This is a genomic window from Parvularcula dongshanensis (genome assembly GCF_014199615.1).
GTDB classification, from domain to species: Bacteria; Pseudomonadota; Alphaproteobacteria; order Caulobacterales; family Parvularculaceae; genus Parvularcula; species Parvularcula dongshanensis.
Window position 1 is genome coordinate 153,106 of record NZ_JACHOB010000002.1, and the last position, 24,370, is coordinate 177,475.

Genomic DNA, 24,370 nt, shown 5'->3' on the forward strand with positions numbered 1-24,370 from the left:
CCTGGCCAGACAGGGCCGCGAGGCTTACCTCGCAGACCATGTCGTCTGCACCCGAGACACCGACCGACCGCTTCAAGCGCGTGCTGACCGGCGCGACGCGCGCCCTGTCCGCCGAGCGGGACGTGGAGGTCCGCTATGGCGGCGACGCGCCGCTGGTCGAGGGCGCGAACGCGCGCCTTCCCCTGCCCCCGCGCAAGCTCGACCGGCGCAAGGTGGCGATCAGCCGGGGGCATGCCGACGCGGCCGCCCTGCGCCTCGCCCATCACGACGCCCGCCTTCACGCTTCGCTCGCCCCGCAGAACGGCGAGGGCCGAGCGGTCTTCGCCGCCCTCGAGGCGATGCGGATCGAGGCGATCGGCGCCAACGCCCTGCCGGGCGTCGGCGACAACCTCGACGCCGCCCTCGCCCGCAGCCTCGAGGAGAAGGGCTATCAGCGGATGGAGGACCGCCAGGACGTCCCCCTGACGGACATCATCGGCCTCCTCGCACGCGAACGCATGACCGGTCGTCCCGTCCCCGCGCCCGCGCGCAAGCTCGTCGACGCCTGGCGCGAAGAGGTGGAACGCAAGGCCGGTCCCGCGCTCGACGCCCTCGCCGAGCACGCGGCGCAGGACAGTCAGGACGCCTTCGCCCAGCTCGCCCGCCGCCTGATCGACGACCTCGACCTCGGCGACGAGCGCGGCGAGGACGAGACCGAGGAGGAAGGCGAGGACGATGCGCCCACGGAGGAGGGCGACAAGAACGAACGGGACGAGCGCGACGACGAGCAGGACGACGGCGCCGCCGACGAGCCGGAGGACGAGACCCCCGACTTCGGCGAGCAGCCTTCCTCGGAGAGCGAACCGTCCGAGGAACTGACCGACGCGCAGGAAAGCCCCGCCGAGCAGGACGACGACCAGCTTCAGGCGGGCGTCTCGCGGCCCGACTTCGCGGGCGATTCAGGCTCGCGCTACGCCCCCTACACGACCGAGTTCGACCAGATCGCGGCGGCGACGGAGCTTTGCGATCCGAGCGAGCTCGGGCGTCTTAGAGCCACCTTGGACGGCCAGCTCGACACCATGCACGCGGTCATCGCCCGGCTCGCCAATCGGCTTCACCGGCGCCTTTTGGCCCAGCAGAGCCGGGCCTGGCAGTTCGACCTCGACGAAGGCGTGCTCGACGCCGCACGCCTCGCCCGCGTGGTCGTCGATCCGATGCAGCCCTTGAGCTTCAAGCAGGAGAAGGATCAGGAGTTCAAGGACACGATCGTCACCCTGCTGATCGACAACTCCGGGAGCATGCGGGGCCGTCCCATCACGGTCGCGGCGATCTGCGCGGACATCCTGACCCGAACGCTGGAGCGCTGCGGCGTGCGGGTCGAGGTGCTCGGCTTCACGACCAAGGGTTGGAAGGGCGGTCAGACCCGCGAGAAGTGGGTCGTGGACGGACGGCCGAAGAACCCGGGGCGCCTCAACGACCTCCGCCACATCATCTACAAGCCCGCCTCCGTGCCCTATCGCCGCTCGCGCGACAGCCTCGGCCTGATGCTGAAGGAAGGGCTCCTCAAGGAGAACATCGACGGCGAGGCGCTGCTCTGGGCGCATGAGCGCCTGCTCGGCCGGCCCGAGGCGCGTCGGATCCTGATGGTGATCTCGGACGGGGCGCCCGTCGACGACGCGACGTCCAGCGCGAATGGCGGCGCCTACCTCGAACGGCACCTGCGCGAGGTCATCGGCTTCATCGAGACGGCCTCGCCGGTCGAACTCCTCGCGATCGGGATCGGACACGACGTCACGCGGTTCTATCGCCGTGCCCTGACGATCGCGGACGTCGACCAGCTCGCAGGCGCCATCACGGAGCAGCTGGCCGCACTGTTCGAGGCGGACACGCCCGCGACGGGCCGCCGGTGATCCTCGCTCTCCTCGCGCTCGTAGGGCCGATCGACGTGCGCTCCGAGCCCTTCCCGGCCCTCGACGAGCCGCGGCAAAGCGGTTGCCTCGTCGTGCGGGACGCGATCACGCTGACCGGCAGCGCGCCCTTCGGCGGGTACTCGGATATCCTCCTGGACGCGGAAGGCGGCAGCGCGCTCGCGATCTCCGATACGGGCCACGTCCTGCCCCTCGCCCTGACCTTCGACGCCGAAGGCGACGTCACGGCGGCGACGGCGTCCCGATGGCATCCGATGATCGACGCCCAAGGCCGCACGCTCGACAAGCAGACGGGAGACGCGGAGGGATTGGCGCCCGTCGCGGACGGCTACGTCGTCACGTTCGAGGGCGAGGACCGGCTCGTGCCCATGACGGCGAAGGGCAGGCTCGGCGCAGCGCAAGCCCCGGCCGAGGAGGACGAAGACGTCCTGGGCGCGAACTCGGGCTTCGAGGGCCTCGCGCGCCTTCGGGACGGCAGCCTCATCGCGATCTCGGAGGGCAAGCGGGACGGCTTGGCGATCGTCCGCTCGGGACGGCAGGACGAGGCGTTCTCGGCGTGGCGAAGGTCGGCCTACAGGCCCGCCGAGGACTTCGCGGTGACGGCGGTGCGCCAGGACGCGGCGTCGGGCGACCTCTTCGTCCTGGAGCGGGCCTGGTCGCCCTGGCGCGGGGCGCGGGCTCGGCTCGTCCGGGTGCCGGAAGACCGAATCGGCGACGCGGTCGTCGAGGGCGAGGCGCTCGGAAGGCTCGGCTTCCTCGAAGGGATCGACAACATGGAGGGGATGGACCTCGCCCCCGCGCCGGACGGCAGCCTTCGTCTCTACCTCTTGTCGGACGACAACGTCTCGCCGGTCCAGCGCACTGTGCTGATGACGGTCGGCCTCGCGGCGGGCTGCGGCTCAGGCGCCGCCGAGGCCGCCGCGGGGACGGATGCGCCGGCGCAGGAGCCGGTAGAGGACTAGGAAGGCGGCGGCGGCCAGGACCTTGAGGCAGAAGTCGAGGAACATCCACGACGCCCACGGCACGTCCGCCCCGCCATAGGCGATCGGGAAGAAGAGCGCGACCTCCACGCCGAATCCGAACAGCGCGCCGTAGAAGGGCGCGCGCCACCAGGCGCTGCCCCGCACCGTGTCGTAGACCTGGATCGCCACCTGCTGCCCCGTGAACCAAGCGACGATGACGCCGAGCACGTAGCGCATGGGCGGCATGTCGGCCTCGGTCAGCTGCGGCGCGAGGTAGACGAGCATGACGGCGGACAGGCCGACCGCAAGGATCCAAGACAGGCCTTGAACGCGGGTGACGACCAGCGCGCCGTAACGACGGGTGAGGAGGATGAGAAGGAAGATCGACGCCGCAAGCAGCGCCTCGCCTCGGCTGACCCACTGGCTCGCCCGGAGGGCGTCGTTGTGGACCCAGCCGTCGAACCAGCCGAGCGGCAGGTCGAGCGTGATGAGCGCGGCGAGAAGGAGCGGCAGGACGAAGACGCTGAGGCCGGCAACGAGGCCGAGGCGGCGCAGTCCTTCTTGAAGACGGCGCACCGCACGGGCGCGGGCGGTGTAGTCCTCGCGCCGGTCCTGCTCACCGATCAGCAGGTCCTGGATGCTCGCCAGGTTGCGCTCGGCGAGGCGCGAAGCCCCGCTTCGGTTCAAGGTCGCACTCGCCGTCATGCCGCCCTCCGCTTCGTCCGGCGGCAGCCCGGTCAAGAGCGGGTCAGCCGGCCGCGACGATGTCGCGCTTCACCTTGCGGGCACGATCCGAGAGGACGTCGTCCTTTGCCTTGGCGAGGAACGCGTCGAGACCGCCCACATGGTCGACCGAACGCAAGGCGTGTGCCGAGATGCGGAACTTGAAGCTGCGCTCGAGCTTGTCGCTCATCAGCGTGACCTTGCACAGGTTCGGCAGGAAGCGACGCTTGGTCTTGTTGTTGGCGTGAGACACGTTGTGGCCCGTGATGGGACCTTTACCGGTGAACTCGCAGACGCGGGACATGGGAAACCTCGAAGGCGGGCGGCGGGTGCCGGAAATGAAAATGAGCGCGGCTGCTAGCGTCGGGGCGCCGAACGGTCAAGTTGGAGGATCGGGGATGCCGTGCAGCCCTTCTCGTCCGCTGCGCGGTGATAGCATGGTCCGGCGGATCCGCGCGCGGCTCGCCGCAGCGAGAGGCAGGGAAGACGATACTGTAGCTACGGCGTTCGGGGATCCTACTGCCTAGACCGCACGCGGTCGCACGGCTTCTTCGCAGGCCCTGGCTAGAGTTCGCCCTGCTGCCATGGGACCGAAGGAGGAGAAAAGCGGCGAACCAGCCCCTGTCCCTTCAGCCGAAGCCATGCGGCGACGAACGGGAAGGTCAGGCGGCCGTCCCACCCCCGGTTGCCCGCCGCGCAGACAGAACGGCATGGGCGGCGCGGGCAGGGATAAGCCTAGAGCCCCCGCGATGCGAGGCTGAGCGATCATCAGCGCGTCGCGTTTCCGTGGCTCATAGAACCGATGGCAGACTTGCCATGACCTTCCGACGCTTCCCAAGCCTCGACCCAGAATGAAAACCAGCGCACTGCCCGCCCCCCTTGGAAAAACGCAAGGTCAGTTCAAGGACGTGTAGACCTCAGATTAACCGGCACGTTGCAAGCGGAGGTGGTTGTCGAGAGAGCGCTACCGATGAATGTCCGCCATAAGTTCAGTATCGTCCTGATGCTCGGTGCCTGCGCAACGAATCCTTATAGCGCCAGGGAAACCTCGTCCGCCGTTACACCGGTCGACCTAGTCGAGCCTATCGTGCCTGGGGCCACCGGCATCGTCGCGAAGAATGACGTCATCGTCGTCGGGTCTGCGCGGCCCCGCTACGTCGCCGTCATCGACGAGGACAGCCACGCCGGCACCTGGACAATCCCCGCCGGAACGCCGTTCTTCGCCGCCCTTCTCGGCGCGAAGACATCCGATACAGCTCTGCCAAGCGATACGAGCAAGATAGCCTGGTGTGACAGCCGCGAGCCGGGCACGTTCGGTCGAAGCGCCATTCCCTGCCTACGCGATCGCGATGGCGACGGTGCGTTCGATGAGTTGATGCAGTCGCAGACGCTCGGCGGAACCATCTCAAATACGGCGTTGGCTTGGTCTCCGATCGTCCAGATTCGCGACCTCGCCGAACCCATACCTTACCGCCGTCTAGACCAAGGTGCCGGGCCGGCGCGTAAGATCGGGTACCGGCGGTGCGGGGACGACACCCCGGCGCGCTTCGCGAGCGTCATCGAAAGGCACGATGGCAAGTGGACGAGTGCGGGGCGCTGTCCGTTCGGCGAACGACAGGAGGACGGAAACCTCGTCGTCGATACGCTCGTCCTCAAGACGGAAGAAGCAAGCGACGCCCTTGCCTACGAAGTCGTCGAAGCCCCCAGCGCCGGCGCGCTTTACATCGAAGACAACAACGAGCCGTTCCAGTCCGCCGCCACGGCGAAGACGAAGATGCAGCGCGGCATCGAGAATCTGGTTGCGCTCGCGAAAGAACCCACTCTGGTCGCTCGAGCGGACCCAACTCTCGCGTCGGAGGGCGCTACACTCGAGGAAGGCGATGTCGTCCTCTCCGTGCCCGTACGGCACGGCATCACCGGCGTGCTGACGAAGGAGGTCAAAGCCAAGGGCTGGATCAACATCGCCACTGCCCCGGTGCCTGCCGGAACGCCCGTCTACGGCACTCCTCTCGTCAGCGCGGCGGGGATAATGCGCGGTGCAAAGATGGACTATACTTGGTGCGCGCCGCGACGGCGCGACAAAGGTGACGGCGCGTTCGGTTGGAGCACTGTTTGCTTTCCGCTGGGCCGCTGGGTTCCAAGCGAGGGCGATCTTCTGTCGACCCGACTAGGATATTCCGGCAGCACCTCCATGGCGTCCGCCGTCGACGTCGAGCGCCAGCCGACCGATGTCGGCATGACGTTGACCATGACTGTCGTGTTCCACGAGTGGAAGGAGAATGGCGCCGTCTTCGACATCTGGTTGGCCGAGCTTGGCGGGGAACGCCAACGGATAGCGAGAATGGATGCGCCTCTCACTAACGAAGGCGCGGCGTTGACGCTGGGCAGAAGCGATACCGTCGTTCGAGTGGCGCGCGAGGACGAAGCAGGCGAGTCGGCCGTTCTGACGAGGATCGAGACCGGGATCGGCAAAGGCGTCGGTATCTACTGAAGAAAGACCGGCGTTCCGCGCTCGCCGGTTCGAAACGCGCTGCGGCGCGTGAATAGGTCCGGCTCTCCTTTCTCGATGAGTGGATGAGTGGGGTTGATGTTCCAGCAGCGGTGCATGGTCTCGTTCGGGAACGAGCAGGTCATTCTACCTCGAAGGCAACCGCCGAATGTGCAACCGCTACGGGGGTTTGCGTGGAGCTGGCTGGTACGGACGCCGCACTCTGGACCCGCCTCGCGACTGCGCGTAACCCCGCCGCATGAGCGAAGCGTACAAGCGTGCCGGTGTGGACATCGAGGCGGGGGACGCCCTGGTGCGGGCGATCTCGCCGATCGCCAAGGCGACGGCGCGGCCAGGGGCCGACGCCGCGCTGGGCGGCTTCGGCGGGCTCTTCGACCTCAAGGCGGCGGGCTATGACGACCCGCTGCTGGTCTCCGGCACGGACGGCGTCGGCACGAAGCTGATGCTGGCCTTCGCCATGGGACGGCACGACACGATCGGGATCGACCTCGTCGCGATGTGCGCCAACGACGTCCTTGCGCAGGGCGCGGAGCCTTTGTTCTTCCTCGACTACTTCGCGACCGGCAAGCTCGAGCCCGGCATTGCGGAGGCGGTCGTCGCCGGCATCGCCGAGGGCTGCAAACGCGCGGGCTGCACCCTGATCGGCGGCGAGACGGCCGAGATGCCGGGCATGTACGAGCCCGGGCATTACGACCTCGCCGGGTTCTGCGTCGGCGCCGTCGACCGGGCCCGCCTCCTGCCCCGGACGGGCGACATGGCGCCAGGCGACGTGCTGATCGGCCTGCCGTCCTCCGGCGCCCACTCGAACGGCTACAGCCTGATCCGGCGTATCGTCGCCGATCAGGGACTCCTTTGGGACGACGCCTCGCCCTTCGGCGAGGGCACGATCGGCGACGCCTTCCTGACGCCGACGCGGCTCTACGTCAGCGACGTCCTGCCCCTCCTGCGCGGCGGCGCGGTGAAGGGCTTCGCGCACATCACCGGCGGCGGGCTGACCGACAACGTGCCGCGCGCCCTGCCCGAAGGGCTGACCCCCGCCTATGACGACGCCGCCCTCGCCCTGCCCCCGCTCTTCTCGTGGCTCAAGGAGGCGGGCGGCCTCTCGGAAGCCGAGGTTCGGCGCACCTTCAACGCGGGCATCGGCGCGGCGCTGATCGTCGCGCCGGAGAGGGTCGACGCCGTCCTCTCCGCCTGCGCCGACGCGAAGGCGATCGGCGAGCTGCGGCCTGCATGACGGCGCGGGTCGCCGTCCTCATCTCAGGTTCCGGCAGCAACCTTCAGGCGCTGCTGGAGGCTTGCGCCGACGAGGCGTTTCCCGCGGAGATCGTGAAGGTCGTCTCGAACCGGCCGGGCGTCTACGGCCTCGAGCGGGCGGCCGCAGCGGGCGTCCGGACCGAGGTCATCGACCACAAAGCCTATGAAGGCCGGGCGCCCTTCGAGGCGGCGTTGCGCGGCTCGCTCGAGGAGGCCGCGCCGGACGTGATCTGCCTTGCGGGCTTCATGCGGGTCCTCGCGGCGGACTTCGTCCGCGCCTTCGAGGGACGGATGCTGAACATCCACCCGAGCCTCCTGCCCGCCTTCCGCGGTCTCCACACTCACCGGCAGGCGCTGGAGGCGGGCGTGAAGATCGCGGGCTGCACGGTACACGTCGTCACGCCCGCGCTCGACGACGGGCCGATCGTCGGCCAGGCGGCCGTGCCGGTCCTGCCGGGCGATACCGAAGACAGCCTCGCCGCGCGCATCCTGAAGGCGGAGCACAGGCTCTATCCGGCGGCGCTCCGGGCCTTCGTCGAGAAGCGCGCGGCGGAAGCCGAAGGCGCTTCGCTCTTCGTGGTCTGAACGTCAGAGCAGGCGCGAGACGGTCTGCTTGACCTCTTCGAAGGGCATGTCGACCACGTCGCCGTCCTGCGGCTCGCCGAGGGCGAGGCTGATCGCCTCCCAGGCGTCGGGCGCGTCGACGTAAGGGGTATCGCCGATGCCCGCGAGGCGCTGCCCCTTGGCCTCGAACTCCGTGACGTTGCCCGAGCCCAGGAGCTTCAGCCAGCGCCAGTTGCCGCGGTGCATGTCGCCGTTGACGTAGAGGAACCAGCGCGGGTCGTCCCCCGTGCCGTCGACGTCGAAGTAGAGGGTCCGGCCGTCGCCCGAATCGGCGAGGACGATGACGCCGTGCTCGTGCTCGTAGAAGGAAGGCCGCGTCTTCAGCAGGAGGTCCGCCGCCACGCCCCGTCCCGCCTTGAGGTCGGCCTTGGCCTGGCGCTGGGCGGTCATGTGCCGGGCATACGCTTCGCGGATGTCGTGCCGGTTCACGTACCAGGCGCCGAGCAGGAAGGCGATCGCGGTCAGGCCGAACGTGCCCGCGACCTCGACCATGGTGGTGAAGTCCGACACGGCGTAGACGAAGGCGACGAGGATCGGCCCGATCAACGCCGCCGCCGCGGCCACGGGTTGCCTGAACCCTGCCAGGTGCTCCTTCAGGAACTCGCCCCAGCTCTCCGAGAACGCGGCGCGCTCGGCCAGGCGCCGGGTCACGCTCTCAGGCAGATCGACCGTAGCAACCCTGAGCATGACCCCGTTCCGCGCGACTGGACCGGTGTCCTAGCCACGCGGGGTTTCCGGCCTCTTAAGGTTGTCCCGGAATCGAGGTCAGACCCGATGGGCTTCGAAGGGCGCGTTGCCGAAGGCGCCGAGCTTGACCGTGCCGTTGATCATGTCGCCGGATTCCTTGCCTTCGAAGGACAAGGTCAGCGGCATCGGCTTGGTCACGTCGACGTCCCACATGGCGGTGTCGTCCTCGACCCGTCCGTTCTTGATCGGCACGGAGTCGCCGCCCTGCTCCATCGTCCCGGACAGCGTGCCGCCCGCCTCTTCGAGGGTCAGGATGCCCTCCTGCCTGCCCATGGGGGTGTTGATGGTGACGTTGTACTTGCCGCTCAGCGCCATGGGGGGCTCCTTCTCGCTTCACTCTCGTAGCTAGGACGAGGACGCGCTGCGGGCCAGTGAGGACCGCAGCGCATGTCCGCTATTCGCCGTATCGATGATCAGATGTGAACGACGCGTCCGAAGGCGTCGAGCGCGCTCTCATGCATCATCTCCGACAGGGTCGGGTGCGGGAAGATGGTGTGGAAGAGGTCCTCCTCCGTCGCCTCCATCGTCATGGCGATGCCGAACCCTTGGATCAGCTCGGTGACCTCCGCGCCGATGCAGTGGGCGCCGAGGAGCTCGCCGGTCTTGGCGTCGAAGACGGTCTTGATGAAGCCTTCCTGCTCGCCGAGCGCGATCGCCTTGCCGTTGCCCTGGAAGGGGAACATGCCGGTCTTCACCTCGTGGCCCGCTGCCTTGGCCTTGGCCTCGGTCAGCCCGACCGAGGCGACCTGCGGGTTGCAATAGGTGCAGCCCGGGATGCGCTTGACGTCGAGCGGGTGGACGTCGTTCTTCCCGGCGATCTTCTCGACGCAGATGATGCCCTCGTGCGACGCCTTGTGCGCGAGCCAGGGGGCGCCGGTCACGTCGCCAATGGCGTAGACGCCCGGCACGCCCGTCGAGAGCCACTCGTCGACGACGATGTGCCCGCGCTCGACCTTCACGCCGACTTGCTCGAGGCCGATGTTCTCGGTGTTCCCGACGATGCCGACGGCCAGGATGACCCGGTCGAACTCGGCCTCTTCGGTCTTGCCGTCCTTGGTCTTGATCGTGGCGGTGACGGTGTCCTTGTTCTTCTTGAGGCCTTGGACCTGCGTCTCGGTGTCGATCTTGAAGCCCTGCTTCTGGAACGTCTTGAGCGCGAAGGCCGAGACCTCCTCGTCCTCGGCCGGCAGGATCCGGTCGACCATCTCGACGACGCGGACCTCGGAGCCCATGGCGTTGTAGAAGCTCGCGAACTCGATGCCGATGGCGCCCGAGCCGATGACCAGGAGGCGCTTCGGCATGACGTCCGGCGTCATCGCCTCGCGCGCGGTCCAGATCAGCTTGCCGTCGGGCTCGAGGCCCGCCTGCGGGATCGTGCGGGCGCGGGCGCCGGTCGCCACGATCACGTTCTTCGCGGTGATCGTGCGCTCCTTGCCCTTCTCGTTGACGGTGACGGCGGGGCCCTTGCCGTTGGCGGCTTTCAGCTTCGCCTCGCCCATGATCACGTCGATCTTGTTCTTCTTCATCAGGTAGCCGACGCCGCCCGCGAGCTGCTTGGCGATCTTGCGGCTGCGCTGAACGACGCCGTCCAGGTCGTAGCCGATGCCCTCCGCCTTCAGGCCGAAGGCCGAGGCGTGCTTCATGTTGGTGTAGACCTCGGAGGTCCGAAGAAGCGCCTTGGTCGGGATGCAGCCCCAGTTGAGGCAGACGCCGCCTAGGTGCTCGCGCTCGATGATGGCGGTCTTCATGCCGAGCTGGCTGCCGCGGATGGCGGCGACGTAGCCGCCGGGGCCCGCGCCGATGACGAGAAGGTCGTAGGATTGATCGGTCATAGGGGGCGCTTAGCGGCTAGAAACCGGATTGCCGAGAGGCTTGCGAGCCCGCGCGGGACTCAGATGCAGCGGGATGCGCAGGCCGCCCGGCCGCCGCGGGGCTGACGAGGCGCATGGTCCGCATGCCCCGGCGCCGCTAGACTGCGGAAAAAATCCGGGAGGACTCATGAAGATCGCCGCTCTCTTCGCCGCCGTCACGGTCGTCGCCGCCCTGCCCGCCGCCGCTGCCGCCCAGACGGACCCCGCACCGGACGAGCCGCTGAAGATCAGCAAGGAGCGGATCGGCAAGGCGCTCAACGGCGTCCTCGAGCGCGGCGAGGCCATGGGGCTCGTCGCCCGCGTCTATCAGGACGGCGAGAAGGTCTACGAGGCCGCGTTCGGCGAGGCGGACCTCGAGGCGAACGAATCGATGGCGCAGGACACGCTGTTCCGCATCTACTCGATGACGAAGCCCATCACCGGCGTCGCGCTGATGACGCTCTACGAGCAGGGGCTCTTCGACCTCGACGACCCGATCACGGACTACGTGCCCGAGTTCGAGGACGTGCGGGTCTTCGAAGGCCTGGACGAGGACGGCGAGCCGATCCTCGTCGCGCCCGAGCGGATGCCGACCGTGCGCGACTTCACGCGCCACACGGCGGGGCTCGGCGGCGGCGACATCGGGGGCTACCCGCAACGGGCCTATGAAGAGGCGGGCGTGCGGGACATGGACATCACCCTGGAAGAGGAGGTCCGCCGGCTCGCCAGCGTCCCCCTCGCCTATCAGCCCGGGACGCAGTGGCACTACTCCGACGCGGTCGAGGTCCAGGCGTTGATGGTCGAGCGGCTGTCCGGCATGCCGTTCGACGCGTACGTCCAGAAGACGATCCTCGACCCCCTCGACATGAAGGATACGGGCTACGTCGTCCCCGAAGAGGACCGCGACCGGCTGGCCGAGGTCTACACCTTCGAGGACGGCGAGCTGGTCCCAGCGACGGGCGAAGCCTCTCTCGCCTTCAACCTCTCCGAGCACGCGCTGACGCCGGGAAGTTGGGGCCTCGTCTCGACCATCCGCGACTACTCCCGCTTCGCCCGGATGCTGCTCGGCGAGGGCACGTTCGAGGAGGTCACGATCCTGAAGCCCGAGACGGTCGAGCTGATGGCGACGGACGCCCTGCCGGATGGTTTGACCGACACGCACTTCCTGCCGAACAAGGGACAGGTCGGCTTCGGCATCGACTTCGCGGTGCGCACGGCGCCGCCCGCGAGCCCCGACGAGAACGTCGGCGCGATCGGCGAGTTCACCTGGGACGGCTACGCGAGCACGCTCTTCTGGGTGGACCCCGCCAACGACCTCACGGCGCTGATCTTCTACCAGATCGTGCCCTTCGACGACACGCCGCAGAAGGCGTTCCGCAAGGCGGTCTACGGGGCGGACTGAGACGCGGAGGGAACGGCCGGGGCACGCGTCCTGTTGGCGCTCTCGATATAGGAGGGACCTATGGGACTACTCGGCTTCGCCATTCTCTGCGTCGTGATCGCCGTCATCGCCGGCGCGCTCGGCTTCACCGGCATCGCGCGGGGCGCCGCGAACATCGCGCGGATCATCTTCGCGATCTTCCTCGTGCTCGCGCTGATCATCTTCTGCCTGGTCGCGCTCGGGGTCGCGGCGGCCTGAGCGAGGGGCGGCTCAGTTGAGCTTCTTCTTGACCTCGTCGGGCGTCGGCTCGGGCTGCGGGAGGGGGGCGATGGTGACGCCCTCCTCGACCAGGGCCTTCGCCTCGTCCGGCGTCGCCTCCCCGTAGATGGGGCGGTCCTTCGCCTCGCCGTAGTGGATCTTGCGCGCCTCCTCGGGGAAGCGCTTGCCGACGCCCTCGAAGTTCTTGTGGACGTAGTCGCGGGCCTTCCGTGCGCTCTCGTTGATCGCCTGCCTGACGACGGAGAGGCGCTCTTCCGCGGCGGCCTCGGAGCGGCGGCTGGTCGCGACGTAGGGCGCCATCAGCGCCTTGCCGACCTCGGACGAGCCGCAGACCGGACAGGCCAGGAGGCCCTTCTGCGCCTGCGCGTCGTAGTCGGCGCTGTTCGAGAACCACCCCTCGAACCGGTGCGCGTCGTCACACTTCAGGGCGTATTTGATCATGCCTTATAGGTGCGCAGGATCGGTGCCGTTTCAAGCTGCAGGGCGGGGATACGGGCCCTGGTGTCGCCGACGCGCGACAGGTCGAGATCGGCGAAGAGGAGCCCCGGCTCGTCGTCCTCCTTGCGTGCGATCACCGTGCCCCAGGGGTCGACCACGAGGCTGTGCCCGTAGGTGACCCGGCCGTCCTCGTGCTCGCCGCCTTGCGCCGGGGCGAGGACGAAGGACCCCGTCTCGATCGCGCGCGCGCGCAGGAGGACCTCCCAATGCGCCTGCCCCGTCGGCACCGTGAACGCGGCGGGTACGCAGAGGACGTTGGCGCCGCTCCGGGCGAGCCGCCGGTAGAGGGCGGGGAAGCGCAGGTCGTAGCAGATCGAGAGCCCGAGCACGGCCTCGCCCGCATGCGCGATCACGGCCTCCGCCCCCGGCGCGTAGGTCGAGGACTCCTTCCAGCTCTCCCCCGTCGGCAAGTCCACGTCGAAGAGGTGGACCTTGTCGTAGTGCGCGATCCGGCCGTTCGGGCCGAAGAGGATCGAGCGGTTCGCCGCCTGCCTCTGTCCCGGCTCGGCGTTCAGCACCACCGCGACCGAGCCGATCAGGAGGTGGATGCCGAGCTCGCGCGCGAGCGCTTCGAAGCGGGCGACCGCCTCCGGCTCTCCGACGGGCAGCGTCTCGAAGAGGCGGCGGGGCCGTTTGTCGACGACGAGCGTCATCTCGGGCGTCGCGACGAGGGACGCCCCCTGCTTCGCGGCGTCGCGGACGCAGCGCTCGACGTCGCGCGCATTGGCGGCCGGGTCGAGCCCGGAGCGCATCTGGACGAGGGCCGTTCGCACGGGTCAGTCCGCCAGCATCGGGTCGAGCTTGCCCGCTTGGTCCAACGCGTAGAGGTCGTCGTACCCGCCCACATGCGTGTCGCCGATGAAGATCTGCGGGAAGGTCGCCCGGCCACCCGAGCGCTGCACCATCTCGGCCTTCTTCTCGCGGTCGAAGGCGGCGGGGATGTCGGTGAAGTCCACGCCTTTTTGTTTCAGCAGCTTCTCGGCACGGGCGCAGTAAGGGCAGAACGCCTTGGTGTAGAGGGTGACGGGCTTCATGCGCGGTCCTTTGCGTTAAGGGGGTTCGAGGCGCGAACACCGTGCGTAGCGAGGCGTTCAGCCGCGGACCACCCTCGCGAGGGTCAGGGCCGTCACCTCAGCTGCGCCGGCCCGCCTGAGCGCCCGGGCGCAGGAAAGAAGCGTCGCACCGGAAGTCAGGACGTCGTCGACGAGGACGAAGCGCCCCGCCTCGGCGCCGCGCCGCGCCGCGAAGGCACCCGCGACGTTCCGGCGGCGGGCGGCGGGGCTCAGGCCCTTCTGCTTCGGTGTCGCTTTCAACCGGGCAAGGAGGCGGGCGTCGTGCGGCAGGCCGGTGAGCTTCGAAAGAGCGCCCGTCAGCAGGGCCGCCTGATTGTAGCGCCGCGCGGCGAGACGGCGCCGATGGAGCGGCACGGGAACGAGCGTCACCCCCGTCGTCAGAAGCTCCTCCCCGCAGCGGGCGAGGAGGCGAGCCAGGGCCGGTACGCCATCGTGCCGGTCGCCGTATTTGAGCGCGAGGATGAGCGGCGCGCTCTCCTCGTCGTAGCGCAGGGCGCAGCGGAGGCGGTCGAGCCGGCCCTTGCCCGTCAGCCGCCCCGGGAAGCCGGTCGTCGCGGCGCAAGCCATGCAGAGCGGCGCGGCCGGATCGGTCAGGGCGAAGGGCAGGCCGCAGGCATCGCACCAGGGCGGTGCGATCATCTCCGCCCGCGCCCAGGCGGCCGCCGAGAAGGCCCCGTGGCTCGTCACCGCCTCGCCTGTCAGCGGGCAGACGGGCGGGTAGACGAGGTCGAGGAGACGCCGACCGGCTTGGCCGAACGCTCTGGCAGGGCCATGTGGCGGGTACGCTGCCTCCGGCCTCTCCATGTCTTCGCCCCGCCCCTCGATCTTCTCCGCCAGCGCCCGTCGCGCCAAGCTCGGCCGCGCCGCATCGAGCGTAGCCGGCGCCGACTTCCTTCATAGGCGCGCCGCCGAAGAAGTCGTGGACCGACTCGAAACGGTGCTGAAGGACTTTCCGCGCGCCCTCCTCTACGGGCCCGGAGCGCCGGCCGTCCTCGAGGCGCTGACCCCTGCTGCCGGGGTGGGCGAGGCCGTGGTGGCGGGGGAGTCGGCGCGCCTCCTGCGCGCGCTCGGCGCGCCCGATCCCGTCGAGGCGGCACCGGAGGCCCTGCCCTTCGAAGACCGAAGCTTCGACCTCGTCGCCTCCGTCTTCTCGCTCCACGCCGCGGACGACCTGCCGCGCGCGCTGCTGGAGGCGCGGCGGGTCCTGAAGCCCGACGGTCTCCTCGTCGCGCTCTTCCCCGGAGAGAGGACGCTGCACGAGCTGCGGGGGGTTCTGCAGGCCGCCGAAGCCGGGGTGACGGGCCGGGTCGCCCCGCGCGTCTCGCCGATGGTCGCGGTCAGGGACGGCGGGGGTCTGCTTCAGCGCACCGGTTTCGCCCTGCCGGTCGCGGATACCGTCAACGTGCCGGTGCGATACGGCGATCCGCTCAGGCTCCTCGCGGACCTCCGCGCCATGGGAGAGACGAGCACGCTCGCTGCGGGACCGAAGGGCGCCCTGCGCCGCGACGTGCTGGCAGCAGCGATGACGGCCTATGCGGGGCTCGCGGACGAGGACGGCGTGCCGGCCAGTTTCGACCTCGTCGCGCTGACGGGTTGGGCGCCGCACGAAAGCCAGCCCAAGCCGCTGAAGCCCGGCAGCGCGAGGGCCTCGCTGGCCGAGGCCGTAAAGGGGCACTGATCAGCCGGTCAGAAGGTCCCGCACGGCGGCCGCGATCGGCTTGTCGGCGGGCGGCGTGTCGTGGCCGAGGAGCTTGCCGGGCAGGGTCCAGGACAGCGTCTGACCTTCGCGCGGGGCGGGGAAGCCCCGCCATTTCCGGCAGGCATAGGCCAGGAGGACGAGCGAGCGCCCCCCGCTCGTGTCCGTGCCGAAGGCGAGCGGGGCGAGGCAGCTCTCCTCGGTCGCGATGCCGAGCTCCTCTTCGAGTTCTCGGATAAGCGCCGATTCGGGCGCCTCCCCGGGCTCGACCTTGCCGCCGGGAAACTCCCAGGCCCCCGCATAGGGCTTGCCGTCGGGAATCCGCGTCAGGAGCACGCGGCCATCGGCGTCGATCAGCGCGGCGCAGACGACGAGGAGCGGCGGGATCGGCGTCACTGGCCCGCCCGGGCCTCTCGCACCTCGTCCCCCGCCACGCGCGTGATCTGCGCCTTGAGGCGCGCGGTCTCGGCGGCGCGGCGCATCGCCTGCTCGCGCAGGCGGGCGGCGATCTCGGGCGCGCGCTCCTCGAAGGGCGGAATGCGGACGGCGTTGCGGGCGTCTATGCGGACCAGGTGCCAGCCGCCCTCGCCCTCGATCGGGTCCGAGACGGCACCGATCGGCAGGGACTGGGCGGCGTCGCGGACCGCGCCCGGCAGATCGGCGAGCGGAACCATGCCGAAGCTGCCGCCCTCGCCGCGCGTGTCCATGTCGAGGGATTGGCGCTGGGCGAGTTCGGAGAAGCTCGCCCCCCGCTCGATCCGGGCGCGAAGGTCCGCGGCCTCCTCCTCGCTGGAGACGAGGATGTGCGCGGCGGCGACGCGCTGCTCGCCGTCCAGCGCCGCGACCTCGGCGTCGTAGGCCGCGCGGACCTTCTCGTCGGAAGCCGCTTCCTGCACGGCGAGGTCGAGATAGGCCTCGGCAAGCACCCGGCGCCGCGCGAGCGCCAGGGCCGCGCGGACCTCGAGCGCCTGGTCGAGGCCGTCGGCCTCGGCCGCCATGGCGAGGGTGAGTTGTTCGGCCGCATCCTCGACGTAGCCTTCGCGCAAGAGCGCGGTCGGGCTCGCGTCGCGCCCCTCGGGCCCGGCCTGCGCGCGCGCGTCGGAAAGGCGAATCGGCACGGCGCCGACGGCGACGAGAACGGGGTCCTCCGGCGTCGCTTCGCTCAGGGCGGGCGCAGGCCCGCGAAGCGGAAGGACGTTCCCGCCCGTCGCGCCGTAGGCGAGCGCCCCCGCGACGACGAGGGCGAGGAGGCCGGCGCCCAAGACGCGGCCCTCCGCGCGAAGCGGCAGGCGGCCCAAGAAGGCTATCCCACCGGCGCTCTGTGTTCTCGGATGCTGCTCGGTCATCACCGCCTCAACCCGAAGGCCTCCCTAGCTCACGGCCCCCCGGCCCCCAAGCGTTTCTGACTCGGCTGTCGTTTGACAGTCCCCCGGCCCTTTCCTATCTGACCGCCACCTCGGATTCCCCTCTCGGGAAACGGGGGTGACGCTGCGCCTGCCCGCAGCTTGGCCGGGCCCGGCAGAGGCTTCGGCCGGGGGCTTGCAAGGGGCGCGCCTCCCCCGCCCCCGGACAGCCTCGAAGGCATTCACATAATGGCAAACACCTCTTTCGCTTCCCGCCTCTTCGGGTCCGCAAACGACCGTCGGCTCAAGCCGATGTACCGAAAAGCCAAGAAGATCGGGGAGTTGGAGGACGAGATGAAGGCCCTGTCCGACCAGGGCATCAAGGACAAGACCGAGGAGTTCAAGCGCCGCTTCCAAGAGGGCGAGACGCTGGACGACCTTCTGATCGAAGCCTTCGCCCTCGTCCGCGAGGCGGCCGACCGCGCGCTCGGCATGCGGCCCTACGACGTGCAGCTGATCGGCGGCATGGCCATGCATGGCGGGAACATCGCCGAGATGAAGACCGGCGAGGGCAAGACGCTGGTCGCGACGCTGCCCGCCTACCTCAACGCGCTGACCGGCCGCGGCGTCCACGTCGTCACGGTCAACGACTACCTCGCCAAGCGCGACGCGGAGTGGATGGGCAAGGTCTACGGCGCCCTCGGCCTGACGACCGGGATCATCTTCAACGAGCTCGGCGACGCCGAGCGGCGCGCGGCCTATGCCTGCGACATCACCTACGCGACGAACAACGAGCTGGGCTTCGACTACCTTCGCGACAACATGAAGCAGCGCATCGAGGACATGGTCCAGCGCGGCCATGCCTACGCGCTGATCGACGAGGTCGATTCGATCCTGATCGACGAGGCGCGGACGCCGCTCATCATCTCGGGGCCGACCGAGGACAAGTCCGAGCTCTACGTCGCGATCGACGCGTTGATCCCGCACCTCTCCGAAGAGCACTACGAGGTCGACGAGAAGCAGCGCTCCGCGCAGTTCACCGAGGAAGGCAACGAGTTCATCGAGAACCTTCTGCAGGAGAAGGAGATGATCGAAGGCGATCAGCTCTACGACGCGCAGAACGTCTCGATCGTCCACCACCTCCAGAACGCGCTGCGCGCCCACAAGCTGTTCCAGCGCGACAAGGACTACATCCTCAAGGACGACAAGGTCGTCATCATCGACGAGTTCACCGGCCGGATGATGGAGGGCCGCCGCTGGTCCGACGGCCTGCACCAGGCGGTCGAGGCGAAGGAAGGCGCGAAGATCCAGCCGGAGAACGTCACGCTCGCGTCCATCACCTTCCAGAACTACTTCCGCCTCTACGAGAAGCTGTCGGGCATGACCGGCACGGCCCTCACCGAGGAGGGCGAGTTCGCCGACATCTACAAGCTCAACGTCCTCGAGATCCCGACCAACAAGCCGATCGCGCGGGAAGACCTCGACGACGAGCTGTATCTGGGCGCGCGCGAGAAGTACCACGCCATCGCGCGGCAGATCGCGGACTGCCACCTTCGCAACCAGCCCGTCCTCGTCGGCACGGTGTCGATCGAGAAGTCCGAGCACCTCTCCCGCCTCCTCTCCGACAAGAAGTTCTGGCGCGAGAGCGCGGGCGTCCTGCGCAAGCAGATGGACGACCTCAAGGACAACAAGAAGAACGCGGACGAAAGAGAGCGCCTGGCGAAGCTCGCCGACGAGATGGAGGCGATCGCGCGCCGTCCGATCCCCGTCCCGCACAACGTGCTGAACGCCCGCTTCCACGAGCAGGAGGCGGAGATCGTCGCCCGGGCCGGCGAGCCCGGCGCCGTGACGATCGCGACCAACATGGCGGGGCGCGGCACCGACATTCAGCTCGGCGGCTCGGTGGACATGGAGATCATGACCCACCTCTCCGACGAGGACGACGCCGAGACGATCGCTTCCAAGCGCGCCGAGATCGAGGCGCGCATCCGCGAGCAGAAGAAGATCGCGCTCAAGGCGGGCGGCCTCTACGTCCTCGCGACAGAGCGGCACGAGAGCCGGAGGATCGACAACCAGCTCCGCGGCCGCTCAGGCCGTCAGGGCGACCCCGGGACGACGAAGTTCTTCCTCAGCCTCGAAGACGACCTGATGCGGATCTTCGGTACGGGGATGGAGAAGATGCTGAAGCGCTTCGGCATTCAGCCCGACGAGTCGATCGAGCACCCCTGGTTCACCAAGGCCGTCGAGAACGCGCAGAAGAAGATCGAGCAGCGCAACTTCGACATGCGCAAGAACGTCCTCAAATACGACGACGTCATGAACGACCAGCGCAAGGCGATCTTCGAGCAGCGCATCGACTTCATGTCGGCGGAGCGCGTGGACGACATCGTCGCGGACATGCGCGAGACGCTGATCGAGGACATGGTCGCGACCCACGTGCCCGCGAAGTCCTACGCCGAGCGCTGGGACATGGTGGGCCTGCGCGAAGAGGTCCGCGAGGTCTTCGGCATCGACCTGCCGATGGAAGAGTGGGCCGAAGAGGAAGGCGTCGCCGACACCGAGATCCAGGACCGGATCAAGGAAGCGGCCGAAGCGCGGGCCGCGGAGCGGCGCGAGGAGTTCGGCGAGGATCTCAGCCAACGCATCGAGAAGCAGCTCCTCCTGCAGACGATCGACCGGAACTGGCGCGAGCACCTGCAGCAGCTCGACCACCTGCGCTCGGTCGTCGGCCTGCGCGGCATGGGGCAGCGCGACCCCCTCAACGAGTTCAAGACCGAGGCCTTCGGCCTCTTCGAGCTCCTGCTCGACGGCCTGCGCCGCGACGTGACCAAAGCCCTGTACCACGTGCAGGTCCGCCGCCAGGAGCCTGCGGGCGCGGAGGGCGGCATGCCGGGCGCACCCGGCGGGCGGCCGAAGCTCGACATCGAAGAGGCGCGCCGCCTGATCCAGGAGCTTCAGGCGCGCGGACAGCTCGACCCTTCGAAGATGAAGGCCGTCCACGTCGATGCGACGACCGGCGAGAACGACGCGGGCCACGGAAACCCCGACGCCCCCCGCCGAAGCTACGGCCAGTCGGCGGGCGCCTCCTCGATCCGGGCCCAGCGCATGCAGCAGCAGGTCCGCGCGGACGACCCCGGCACCTGGGGCCGCGTCAGCCGCAACGCCCCCTGCCCCTGCGGCTCGGGCCGGAAGTTCAAGCACTGCCACGGCAGCGAGGCGAGCCAGGCGGCGGAGTGAGGTTCTTAGGGCGGTCCTTCCAAGACCGTCCTACCGCCGCTCGGGAATCCACCTGTCGGCGTGCTGCCACCAAGCTTGGCTCGTCGTCCGCTCGATGACGTAGCGCTCCAGCGGCTCGGCCAGGGCCGACCCCTCCGGCAGCGCCATGGTGACGAAGATCGGGTCGGCGAGCGTTCGGGTGACGCGGACGTTCAGGCTCTCCTTCTCCTTCGCCGAGAGGAGCGCGGGCGCGGCGTGGGCGAAGAGGTCGATCTCTCCGTCCGCGACGGCGTTCAGGCCCTCGCTCAAGTTCGCGTAGCCCTTCGGCTCGACGCCGCTGCTGCGCAGGTAGGCAGCGCTGGTCGACCCCTCCACGATGCCGACGCTCTTGTCGCCAATATAGGCCGCGACGTCGTCGGGCGGGCCTGAGCTCGTTCCCGCGGCCGAGACGACGGCGGCCGTCAGCGACGCGCTGACCGCGAGGCCGATCAGCATCCACAGCATGGCGACGGCCCGGCCGGGCAGCGTCGCGGGCGCCTTGTCGCCATAGCCGATGGTGGTGAGCGTCACGCCCGCCCACCAGAAGCCGTCGCCGAGGCCCCTGACCGGAGAGCGCGCGAACTGCTCCTCGTTGCCGCGCCGCTCGAGGAGCCAGATGAGCGCGCCGACGACGAGGAGGAGCGCCGAGAGGTAGAGGATGATGCGAAGGAACTGCCAGGAGAAGAGGCTCGTCGCCGTCTTCACGACGCCCGACGAGCGGCGCTCCGCGATGCCGAGGGTCGCGGTGTAGAAGGGAAAGACGAGGTCGGCCTTTGCCGCCTGCTCCTCGCTCGCATAGACCGGCAGCGCGACGTCGACACGGCCGGACGAGACGGCGTCGGCGATCTCGCCCTCCGAAAGCTCCACGAAGGCGTAGTCCGCGTCCATCTTCTCCGCGCCCGTGCGCCAGAGGTTGACCGCGAGCCCCTGCCAGCTGCCGCTCTCGTCCTTGGACGCGAAGGGGGGCCGCTCTACGATGCCGACGCGCAAGGGCGCGTCGCTCCGCACGACCGGCCCTGCGGCAGGCACGAGGCTCTGCGCCGCGGCGGGCACGAGGACGGACAGGGCGACGCCGAGCGCCGCCGCGAGGGCGAAGAGGAAGGATCTGCGCGGCATGGGCAGGTAATGGGCGCAGCCGCCGCCTGGTTCCTATCGCGGCTGCGACTGAGAGCCTGCCCCTACCCCGCGATCACCGGCAGGAAGTGCTCGGCGTACTCCTCCGCCTTGCGCATGCCGACGCCGTAGACGGACAGAAGCTCCTCCTTGGTCGTGGGCTGGCGCACGGCCATGTCGATGAGGGTGCGGTCCGAGAAGACGGTGAAGGCCGGGGCGCCGCGGGCCTTGGCGAGCTCGAGGCGCTTGTCCTTGAGGCGCTGGAGGAGCTCGCGGTTGACGTCGTCGGGCATCTGGGCGGCGGTGCGCTGCGCCCGCGCGGTCTTCTTCGTCGGGCGATCCTTCTTGAGGGCGACTTCGCGCTCGCCGCGCACGACCTCCTTGCCCGCCGGGGTCAGGACGACGGAGGAGTACTCGCCCGCGACGTCGATGAGCCCTTGCGCGAAGAGCTGCCGGACGACGCCGCGCCACTGGGCGCCCGTTCGCTTCGCCCCGCGTCCGAAGACGGCGAGGTCGTCGTGGCGGGCTTTGAGGACCTTCTCGGTCTCCTCGCCCCGCACGATGTCGATCAGGTGGTTCTGCCCGTAGACTTCGCCCGTCTGCGCGGCGGCGGTGAGGATGAGGTCCGCCGCCTCCGTCCCGTCCACGGCCTCCGGCGGCTCGCGGCAGACGTCGCAGTTCCCGCAAGGCTCGGAGTGCCGCTCGCCGAAATAGGCGAGGAGCACGTTCCGCCGGCACTCATGCGCGTCGCAATAGGCGATGAGGGCGTCGAGCTTTCGCCGCTCGGCCCGCTTGACCGCTTCGGGCGCGCCCGACTCGTCGATCATCTTGCGGCGGAACTTGAGGTCGCCATAGCCGAAGAGGAGGATCGCCTCCGCGGGCTGTCCGTCCCGCCCCGCCCGGCCGATCTCCTGATAGTAGGCCTCGGGGCTCGAGGGCAGGTCGCGGTGGATGACGTAGCGGATGTCCGGCTTGTCGATCCCCATGCCGAAGGCGATCGTCGCGCAGACGACGAGGTCCGCTTCCGAGATGAAGCGGTCGAGGATCTGCCCCCGGTCCTCGTCCGACAGCCCCGCGTGATAGGCGACGGCGTTGTGCCCCGCCTCCTGCAGCTTCTCAGCGACGGCCTCCGTCCCCTTGCGCGAGAGGCAGTAGACGATCCCCTGGGCGCCGCGCCGCTCGCCGACGAGTTCCACCACGCGGGCGTCCGCGCGGGACTTCTCCTCGACGGTGACGGCGATGTTCGGCCGGTCGAAGCCGCCGATGAAGACCTGGACGTCGCCGTGGAAGATGCGGTCGACCATGTCCGACCGGGTCTGGTCGTCCGCCGTCGCCGTGAACGCCGCGACCGGCACGCCGGGATGGATCTTCTTGAGCTCGCCGAGCGCCATGTATTCGGGCCGGAAGTCATGGCCCCACTGGCTGATGCAGTGCGCCTCGTCGATCACGAACATCGAGACGGGCGCCTTGGCGAGCGCGTCCTGCATCCTCTGCGTCGCGAGGCGCTCGGGGCTCATGTAAAGGAGCTTCACCCGGCCCTCGAGCGCGCCCTTCCAGTCGGCGACGCTCTCTGTCCGGTCTCTGCCGGAGTGAATCATGCCGGCCTCGATCCCGAAGGACCGCAGGAGCGCGACCTGGTTCTCCATCAGCGCGATGAGCGGGCTGACGACGACCGCGAAGCCTTCCGACATGACCGCCGGAAGCTGGAAGCAGAGCGACTTGCCCGCGCCCGTCGGCATGACGGCGAGGACGTCGCGCCCTTCGAGGAGGCAGTCGACGATGGCCTCCTGGCCGGGACGGAAGGCACCGAAGCCGAAGGCGGCTTCGAGCGCGGCGAGCTTTCCGGTCTGCGCCGTCTCAGCCATCGCCGCCTGCCCCATCCTCTGCTCCTTCTGCCCGGAGGGCGGGTGAATCAGACCGGCGCGCCCGCCGCAAGTGTGAAGGGCGTTAGGGTCTTACGGACCTGATCGCTACATCGTCTGAGCCGCCTAGGAGGATTCGCGAATGGCCCCCATCACGATCGACCCGGCGCTCTTCACCGAGGACGCGATCGCGCCGGAGACCCGCGCGACGAACGAGCGGGTCGAGGCGATCCTGAAGGAGCAGCCCACCATCATCGAGCTCGGCCCCGAGACGGTGCGGGCGACGCGCGGCGACGGTCAGGGTCTCCTCGGCAAGCAGCCCGCCCACGAGATGGCGCGGTGGGAGACGGCGAGCGCGCTCGGCCTCGACGTGCCGGTCAGGGTCTTCCGTCCCGACGGCGCGCTTCGCGGCGTCTACCTGCACATTCACGGCGGCGGGCACGTCATCGGCACCGCCGACAGCCAGGACCAGGGTCTCGCCATGATGGCGCAGGGGCTTCGGATCGGCGTCGTCTCGGTCGAGTACCGCCTCGCGCCCGAGAACCGCTGGCCCGCCCCCGCCGACGACTGCGAGGCGGCGGCGCTGTGGCTGGCGCAGGGCGCCGCGGCGGACCTGTTCGGGACGGACAGGCTGCTCATCGGCGGAGAGAGCGCGGGCGCGCATCTGTCGGCGGTGACCCTGCTGCGGCTGAAGCACCGGCACGGCCTTACGCCCTTCTCGGGCGCGAACCTCGTCTACGGCGTCTACGACATGGCGCTGACCCCGTCCGCCAAGCGTTGGGGCGACCGGAACCTAATCATCTCGGGGCCGATCATGGCGTGGTTCGGCGAGCAGCTGCTGCCGGCCGCGCAGTTCTCTCAAATGGATAAGCGCGACCCCGACCTCTCGCCCCTCTACGCCGACGTCTCGGGTCTCTGCCCCGCCCTCTTCACCTGCGGCACGCTCGACCCGCTGATCGACGACACGCTGTTCATGGCGTCCCGTTGGACGACGGCGGGGAACGAGGCCGAACTCGCGATCTATCCGGGCGGGATCCACGCCTTCAACGCGCTGCCGGACCTGCCGATCGCGACGGCGGCGAACCTGAAGATGGCGCAGTGGCTCGCAGAGAAGCTGGAATGAACGAGGCGGACCAGTCCGCGCCGAAGAAGCGCTCGCCGGGAGACGGGCGCACCCTCGAGGAGCCCCCCATCGAAGAGATCCTGCGGACCATCCGGCGGATCCTCGCCGAGGAGGACAAAGCCGACCTCGACAGGCTGCCCGAGGGGCCGGTCTGGACGCCCTGAGCACCTC

General features: G+C 69.3%; 24 protein-coding genes. 11 read left to right on the plus strand and 13 right to left on the minus strand.

Annotated elements, in window-relative coordinates; genetic code table 11:
* Nucleotides 1-38 precede the first annotated feature (38 nt).
* Nucleotides 39-1,889, plus strand: a complete 1,851-nt coding sequence (gene cobT / locus GGQ59_RS06410) for a cobaltochelatase subunit CobT (RefSeq protein WP_183816958.1) — start codon at nucleotides 39-41, stop codon at nucleotides 1,887-1,889.
* Entirely contained in the window at nucleotides 1,886-2,869 is a 984-nt protein-coding gene (locus tag GGQ59_RS06415) for an esterase-like activity of phytase family protein (protein WP_183816959.1), read from the plus strand. Before cobT ends, GGQ59_RS06415 begins: the two co-directional genes overlap by 4 nt.
* Here the strand turns inward: GGQ59_RS06415 and GGQ59_RS06420 are convergent.
* Entirely contained in the window at nucleotides 2,807-3,610 is an 804-nt protein-coding gene (locus GGQ59_RS06420) for a VUT family protein (RefSeq protein ID WP_183816960.1), read from the minus strand. The two genes, GGQ59_RS06415 and GGQ59_RS06420, sit on opposite strands and share 63 nt — an antisense overlap.
* A 7-nt stretch (nucleotides 3,611-3,617) precedes the next feature.
* Nucleotides 3,618-3,896, minus strand: coding sequence for a 50S ribosomal protein L28 (rpmB, locus tag GGQ59_RS06425; RefSeq protein ID WP_183816961.1), 279 nt, complete (start codon nucleotides 3,894-3,896; stop codon nucleotides 3,618-3,620).
* Between the two features lie 630 nt (nucleotides 3,897-4,526).
* On the opposite strand from rpmB, the gene GGQ59_RS06430 reads away from it, so the two are divergent.
* The 3 genes from GGQ59_RS06430 (at nucleotide 4,527) to purN (ending at nucleotide 7,940) form a co-directional block, all read left to right on the plus strand.
* The gene (locus GGQ59_RS06430) at nucleotides 4,527-6,083 is read left to right on the plus strand and encodes a hypothetical protein (RefSeq protein WP_183816962.1); all 1,557 of its coding nucleotides are present in this window, start codon (nucleotides 4,527-4,529) and stop codon (nucleotides 6,081-6,083) included.
* Between the two features lie 256 nt (nucleotides 6,084-6,339).
* A complete protein-coding gene (gene purM / locus GGQ59_RS06435; RefSeq protein ID WP_183816963.1) occupies nucleotides 6,340-7,335 on the plus strand; it encodes a phosphoribosylformylglycinamidine cyclo-ligase in 996 nt (331 codons plus the stop codon).
* Nucleotides 7,332-7,940 carry a phosphoribosylglycinamide formyltransferase gene (gene purN, locus GGQ59_RS06440; protein WP_183816964.1) on the plus strand — a complete coding sequence of 203 codons (609 nt, stop codon included), beginning with the start codon at nucleotides 7,332-7,334 and terminating at the stop codon, nucleotides 7,938-7,940. The genes purM and purN overlap by 4 nt, the downstream gene beginning before the upstream one ends.
* 3 nt (nucleotides 7,941-7,943) lie before the next feature.
* Here the strand turns inward: purN and GGQ59_RS06445 are convergent, their stop codons facing one another.
* The 3 genes from GGQ59_RS06445 to lpdA all read right to left on the minus strand — a co-directional run bounded on the left by GGQ59_RS06445 (nucleotide 7,944) and on the right by lpdA (nucleotide 10,558).
* Nucleotides 7,944-8,666 (minus strand): hypothetical protein, encoded by a 723-nt coding sequence (locus tag GGQ59_RS06445; protein ID WP_183816965.1) that lies wholly within the window; start codon nucleotides 8,664-8,666, stop codon nucleotides 7,944-7,946.
* 78 nt (nucleotides 8,667-8,744) lie between these two features.
* Nucleotides 8,745-9,041, minus strand: coding sequence for a hypothetical protein (locus tag GGQ59_RS06450; RefSeq protein WP_183816966.1), 297 nt, complete (start codon nucleotides 9,039-9,041; stop codon nucleotides 8,745-8,747).
* A gap of 98 nt (nucleotides 9,042-9,139) precedes the next feature.
* On the minus strand, nucleotides 9,140-10,558 hold the full coding sequence (lpdA, locus tag GGQ59_RS06455; RefSeq protein WP_183816967.1) for a dihydrolipoyl dehydrogenase: 1,419 nt from the start codon (nucleotides 10,556-10,558) through the stop codon (nucleotides 9,140-9,142).
* 166 nt (nucleotides 10,559-10,724) lie between these two features.
* On the opposite strand from lpdA, the gene GGQ59_RS06460 reads away from it, so the two are divergent.
* Nucleotides 10,725-11,978, plus strand: a complete 1,254-nt coding sequence (locus GGQ59_RS06460; protein WP_183816968.1) for a serine hydrolase domain-containing protein — start codon at nucleotides 10,725-10,727, stop codon at nucleotides 11,976-11,978.
* Nucleotides 11,979-12,038: 60 nt separating this feature from the next.
* On the plus strand, nucleotides 12,039-12,215 hold the full coding sequence (locus GGQ59_RS06465; protein ID WP_183816969.1) for a DUF1328 domain-containing protein: 177 nt from the start codon (nucleotides 12,039-12,041) through the stop codon (nucleotides 12,213-12,215).
* Between the two features lie 12 nt (nucleotides 12,216-12,227).
* On the opposite strand, the gene GGQ59_RS06470 is transcribed toward GGQ59_RS06465, so the two are convergent.
* The 4 genes from GGQ59_RS06470 to GGQ59_RS06485 are packed head-to-tail and all read right to left on the minus strand — an operon-like array spanning nucleotide 12,228 to nucleotide 14,659.
* Nucleotides 12,228-12,677 carry a DUF1178 family protein gene (locus GGQ59_RS06470; protein WP_183816970.1) on the minus strand — a complete coding sequence of 150 codons (450 nt, stop codon included), beginning with the start codon at nucleotides 12,675-12,677 and terminating at the stop codon, nucleotides 12,228-12,230.
* On the minus strand, nucleotides 12,674-13,507 hold the full coding sequence (locus tag GGQ59_RS06475) for a nitrilase-related carbon-nitrogen hydrolase (protein ID WP_183816971.1): 834 nt from the start codon (nucleotides 13,505-13,507) through the stop codon (nucleotides 12,674-12,676). The genes GGQ59_RS06470 and GGQ59_RS06475 overlap by 4 nt, the downstream gene beginning before the upstream one ends.
* A gap of 3 nt (nucleotides 13,508-13,510) precedes the next feature.
* Complete coding sequence (gene grxC / locus GGQ59_RS06480) at nucleotides 13,511-13,768, minus strand: glutaredoxin 3 (protein WP_183816972.1); 258 nt, start codon at nucleotides 13,766-13,768, stop codon at nucleotides 13,511-13,513.
* A gap of 57 nt (nucleotides 13,769-13,825) precedes the next feature.
* Complete coding sequence (locus tag GGQ59_RS06485; protein ID WP_221400915.1) at nucleotides 13,826-14,659, minus strand: ComF family protein; 834 nt, start codon at nucleotides 14,657-14,659, stop codon at nucleotides 13,826-13,828.
* A gap of 67 nt (nucleotides 14,660-14,726) precedes the next feature.
* Between GGQ59_RS06485 and GGQ59_RS06490 the strand changes: the two genes are divergently transcribed.
* Nucleotides 14,727-15,485, plus strand: a complete 759-nt coding sequence (locus GGQ59_RS06490) for a methyltransferase domain-containing protein (RefSeq protein ID WP_221400916.1) — start codon at nucleotides 14,727-14,729, stop codon at nucleotides 15,483-15,485.
* On the opposite strand, the gene GGQ59_RS06495 is transcribed toward GGQ59_RS06490, so the two are convergent.
* Entirely contained in the window at nucleotides 15,486-15,899 is a 414-nt protein-coding gene (locus GGQ59_RS06495; RefSeq protein WP_183816975.1) for an NUDIX domain-containing protein, read from the minus strand.
* Nucleotides 15,896-16,849, minus strand: a complete 954-nt coding sequence (locus tag GGQ59_RS06500) for a peptidylprolyl isomerase (RefSeq protein WP_183816976.1) — start codon at nucleotides 16,847-16,849, stop codon at nucleotides 15,896-15,898. The genes GGQ59_RS06495 and GGQ59_RS06500 overlap by 4 nt, the downstream gene beginning before the upstream one ends.
* 246 nt (nucleotides 16,850-17,095) lie before the next feature.
* Between GGQ59_RS06500 and secA the strand changes: the two genes are divergently transcribed.
* On the plus strand, nucleotides 17,096-20,083 hold the full coding sequence (gene secA, locus GGQ59_RS06505; protein WP_183816977.1) for a preprotein translocase subunit SecA: 2,988 nt from the start codon (nucleotides 17,096-17,098) through the stop codon (nucleotides 20,081-20,083).
* Between the two features lie 30 nt (nucleotides 20,084-20,113).
* On the opposite strand, the gene GGQ59_RS06510 is transcribed toward secA, so the two are convergent.
* Both GGQ59_RS06510 and recQ read right to left on the minus strand, forming a co-directional pair.
* Nucleotides 20,114-21,217 carry an ion channel gene (locus GGQ59_RS06510; RefSeq protein ID WP_183816978.1) on the minus strand — a complete coding sequence of 368 codons (1,104 nt, stop codon included), beginning with the start codon at nucleotides 21,215-21,217 and terminating at the stop codon, nucleotides 20,114-20,116.
* A gap of 62 nt (nucleotides 21,218-21,279) precedes the next feature.
* Nucleotides 21,280-23,094 carry a DNA helicase RecQ gene (recQ, locus tag GGQ59_RS06515; RefSeq protein WP_183816979.1) on the minus strand — a complete coding sequence of 605 codons (1,815 nt, stop codon included), beginning with the start codon at nucleotides 23,092-23,094 and terminating at the stop codon, nucleotides 21,280-21,282.
* A 124-nt stretch (nucleotides 23,095-23,218) separates the two neighbouring features.
* On the opposite strand from recQ, the gene GGQ59_RS06520 reads away from it, so the two are divergent.
* Together GGQ59_RS06520 and GGQ59_RS06525 are read left to right on the plus strand one after the other, a co-directional pair.
* Nucleotides 23,219-24,199 (plus strand): alpha/beta hydrolase, encoded by a 981-nt coding sequence (locus GGQ59_RS06520; protein WP_183816980.1) that lies wholly within the window; start codon nucleotides 23,219-23,221, stop codon nucleotides 24,197-24,199.
* Nucleotides 24,196-24,363: a hypothetical protein gene (locus GGQ59_RS06525; RefSeq protein ID WP_183816981.1), complete on the plus strand. Its 168-nt coding sequence runs from the start codon at nucleotides 24,196-24,198 to the stop codon at nucleotides 24,361-24,363. The genes GGQ59_RS06520 and GGQ59_RS06525 overlap by 4 nt, the downstream gene beginning before the upstream one ends.
* Nucleotides 24,364-24,370: the final 7 nt, after the last annotated feature.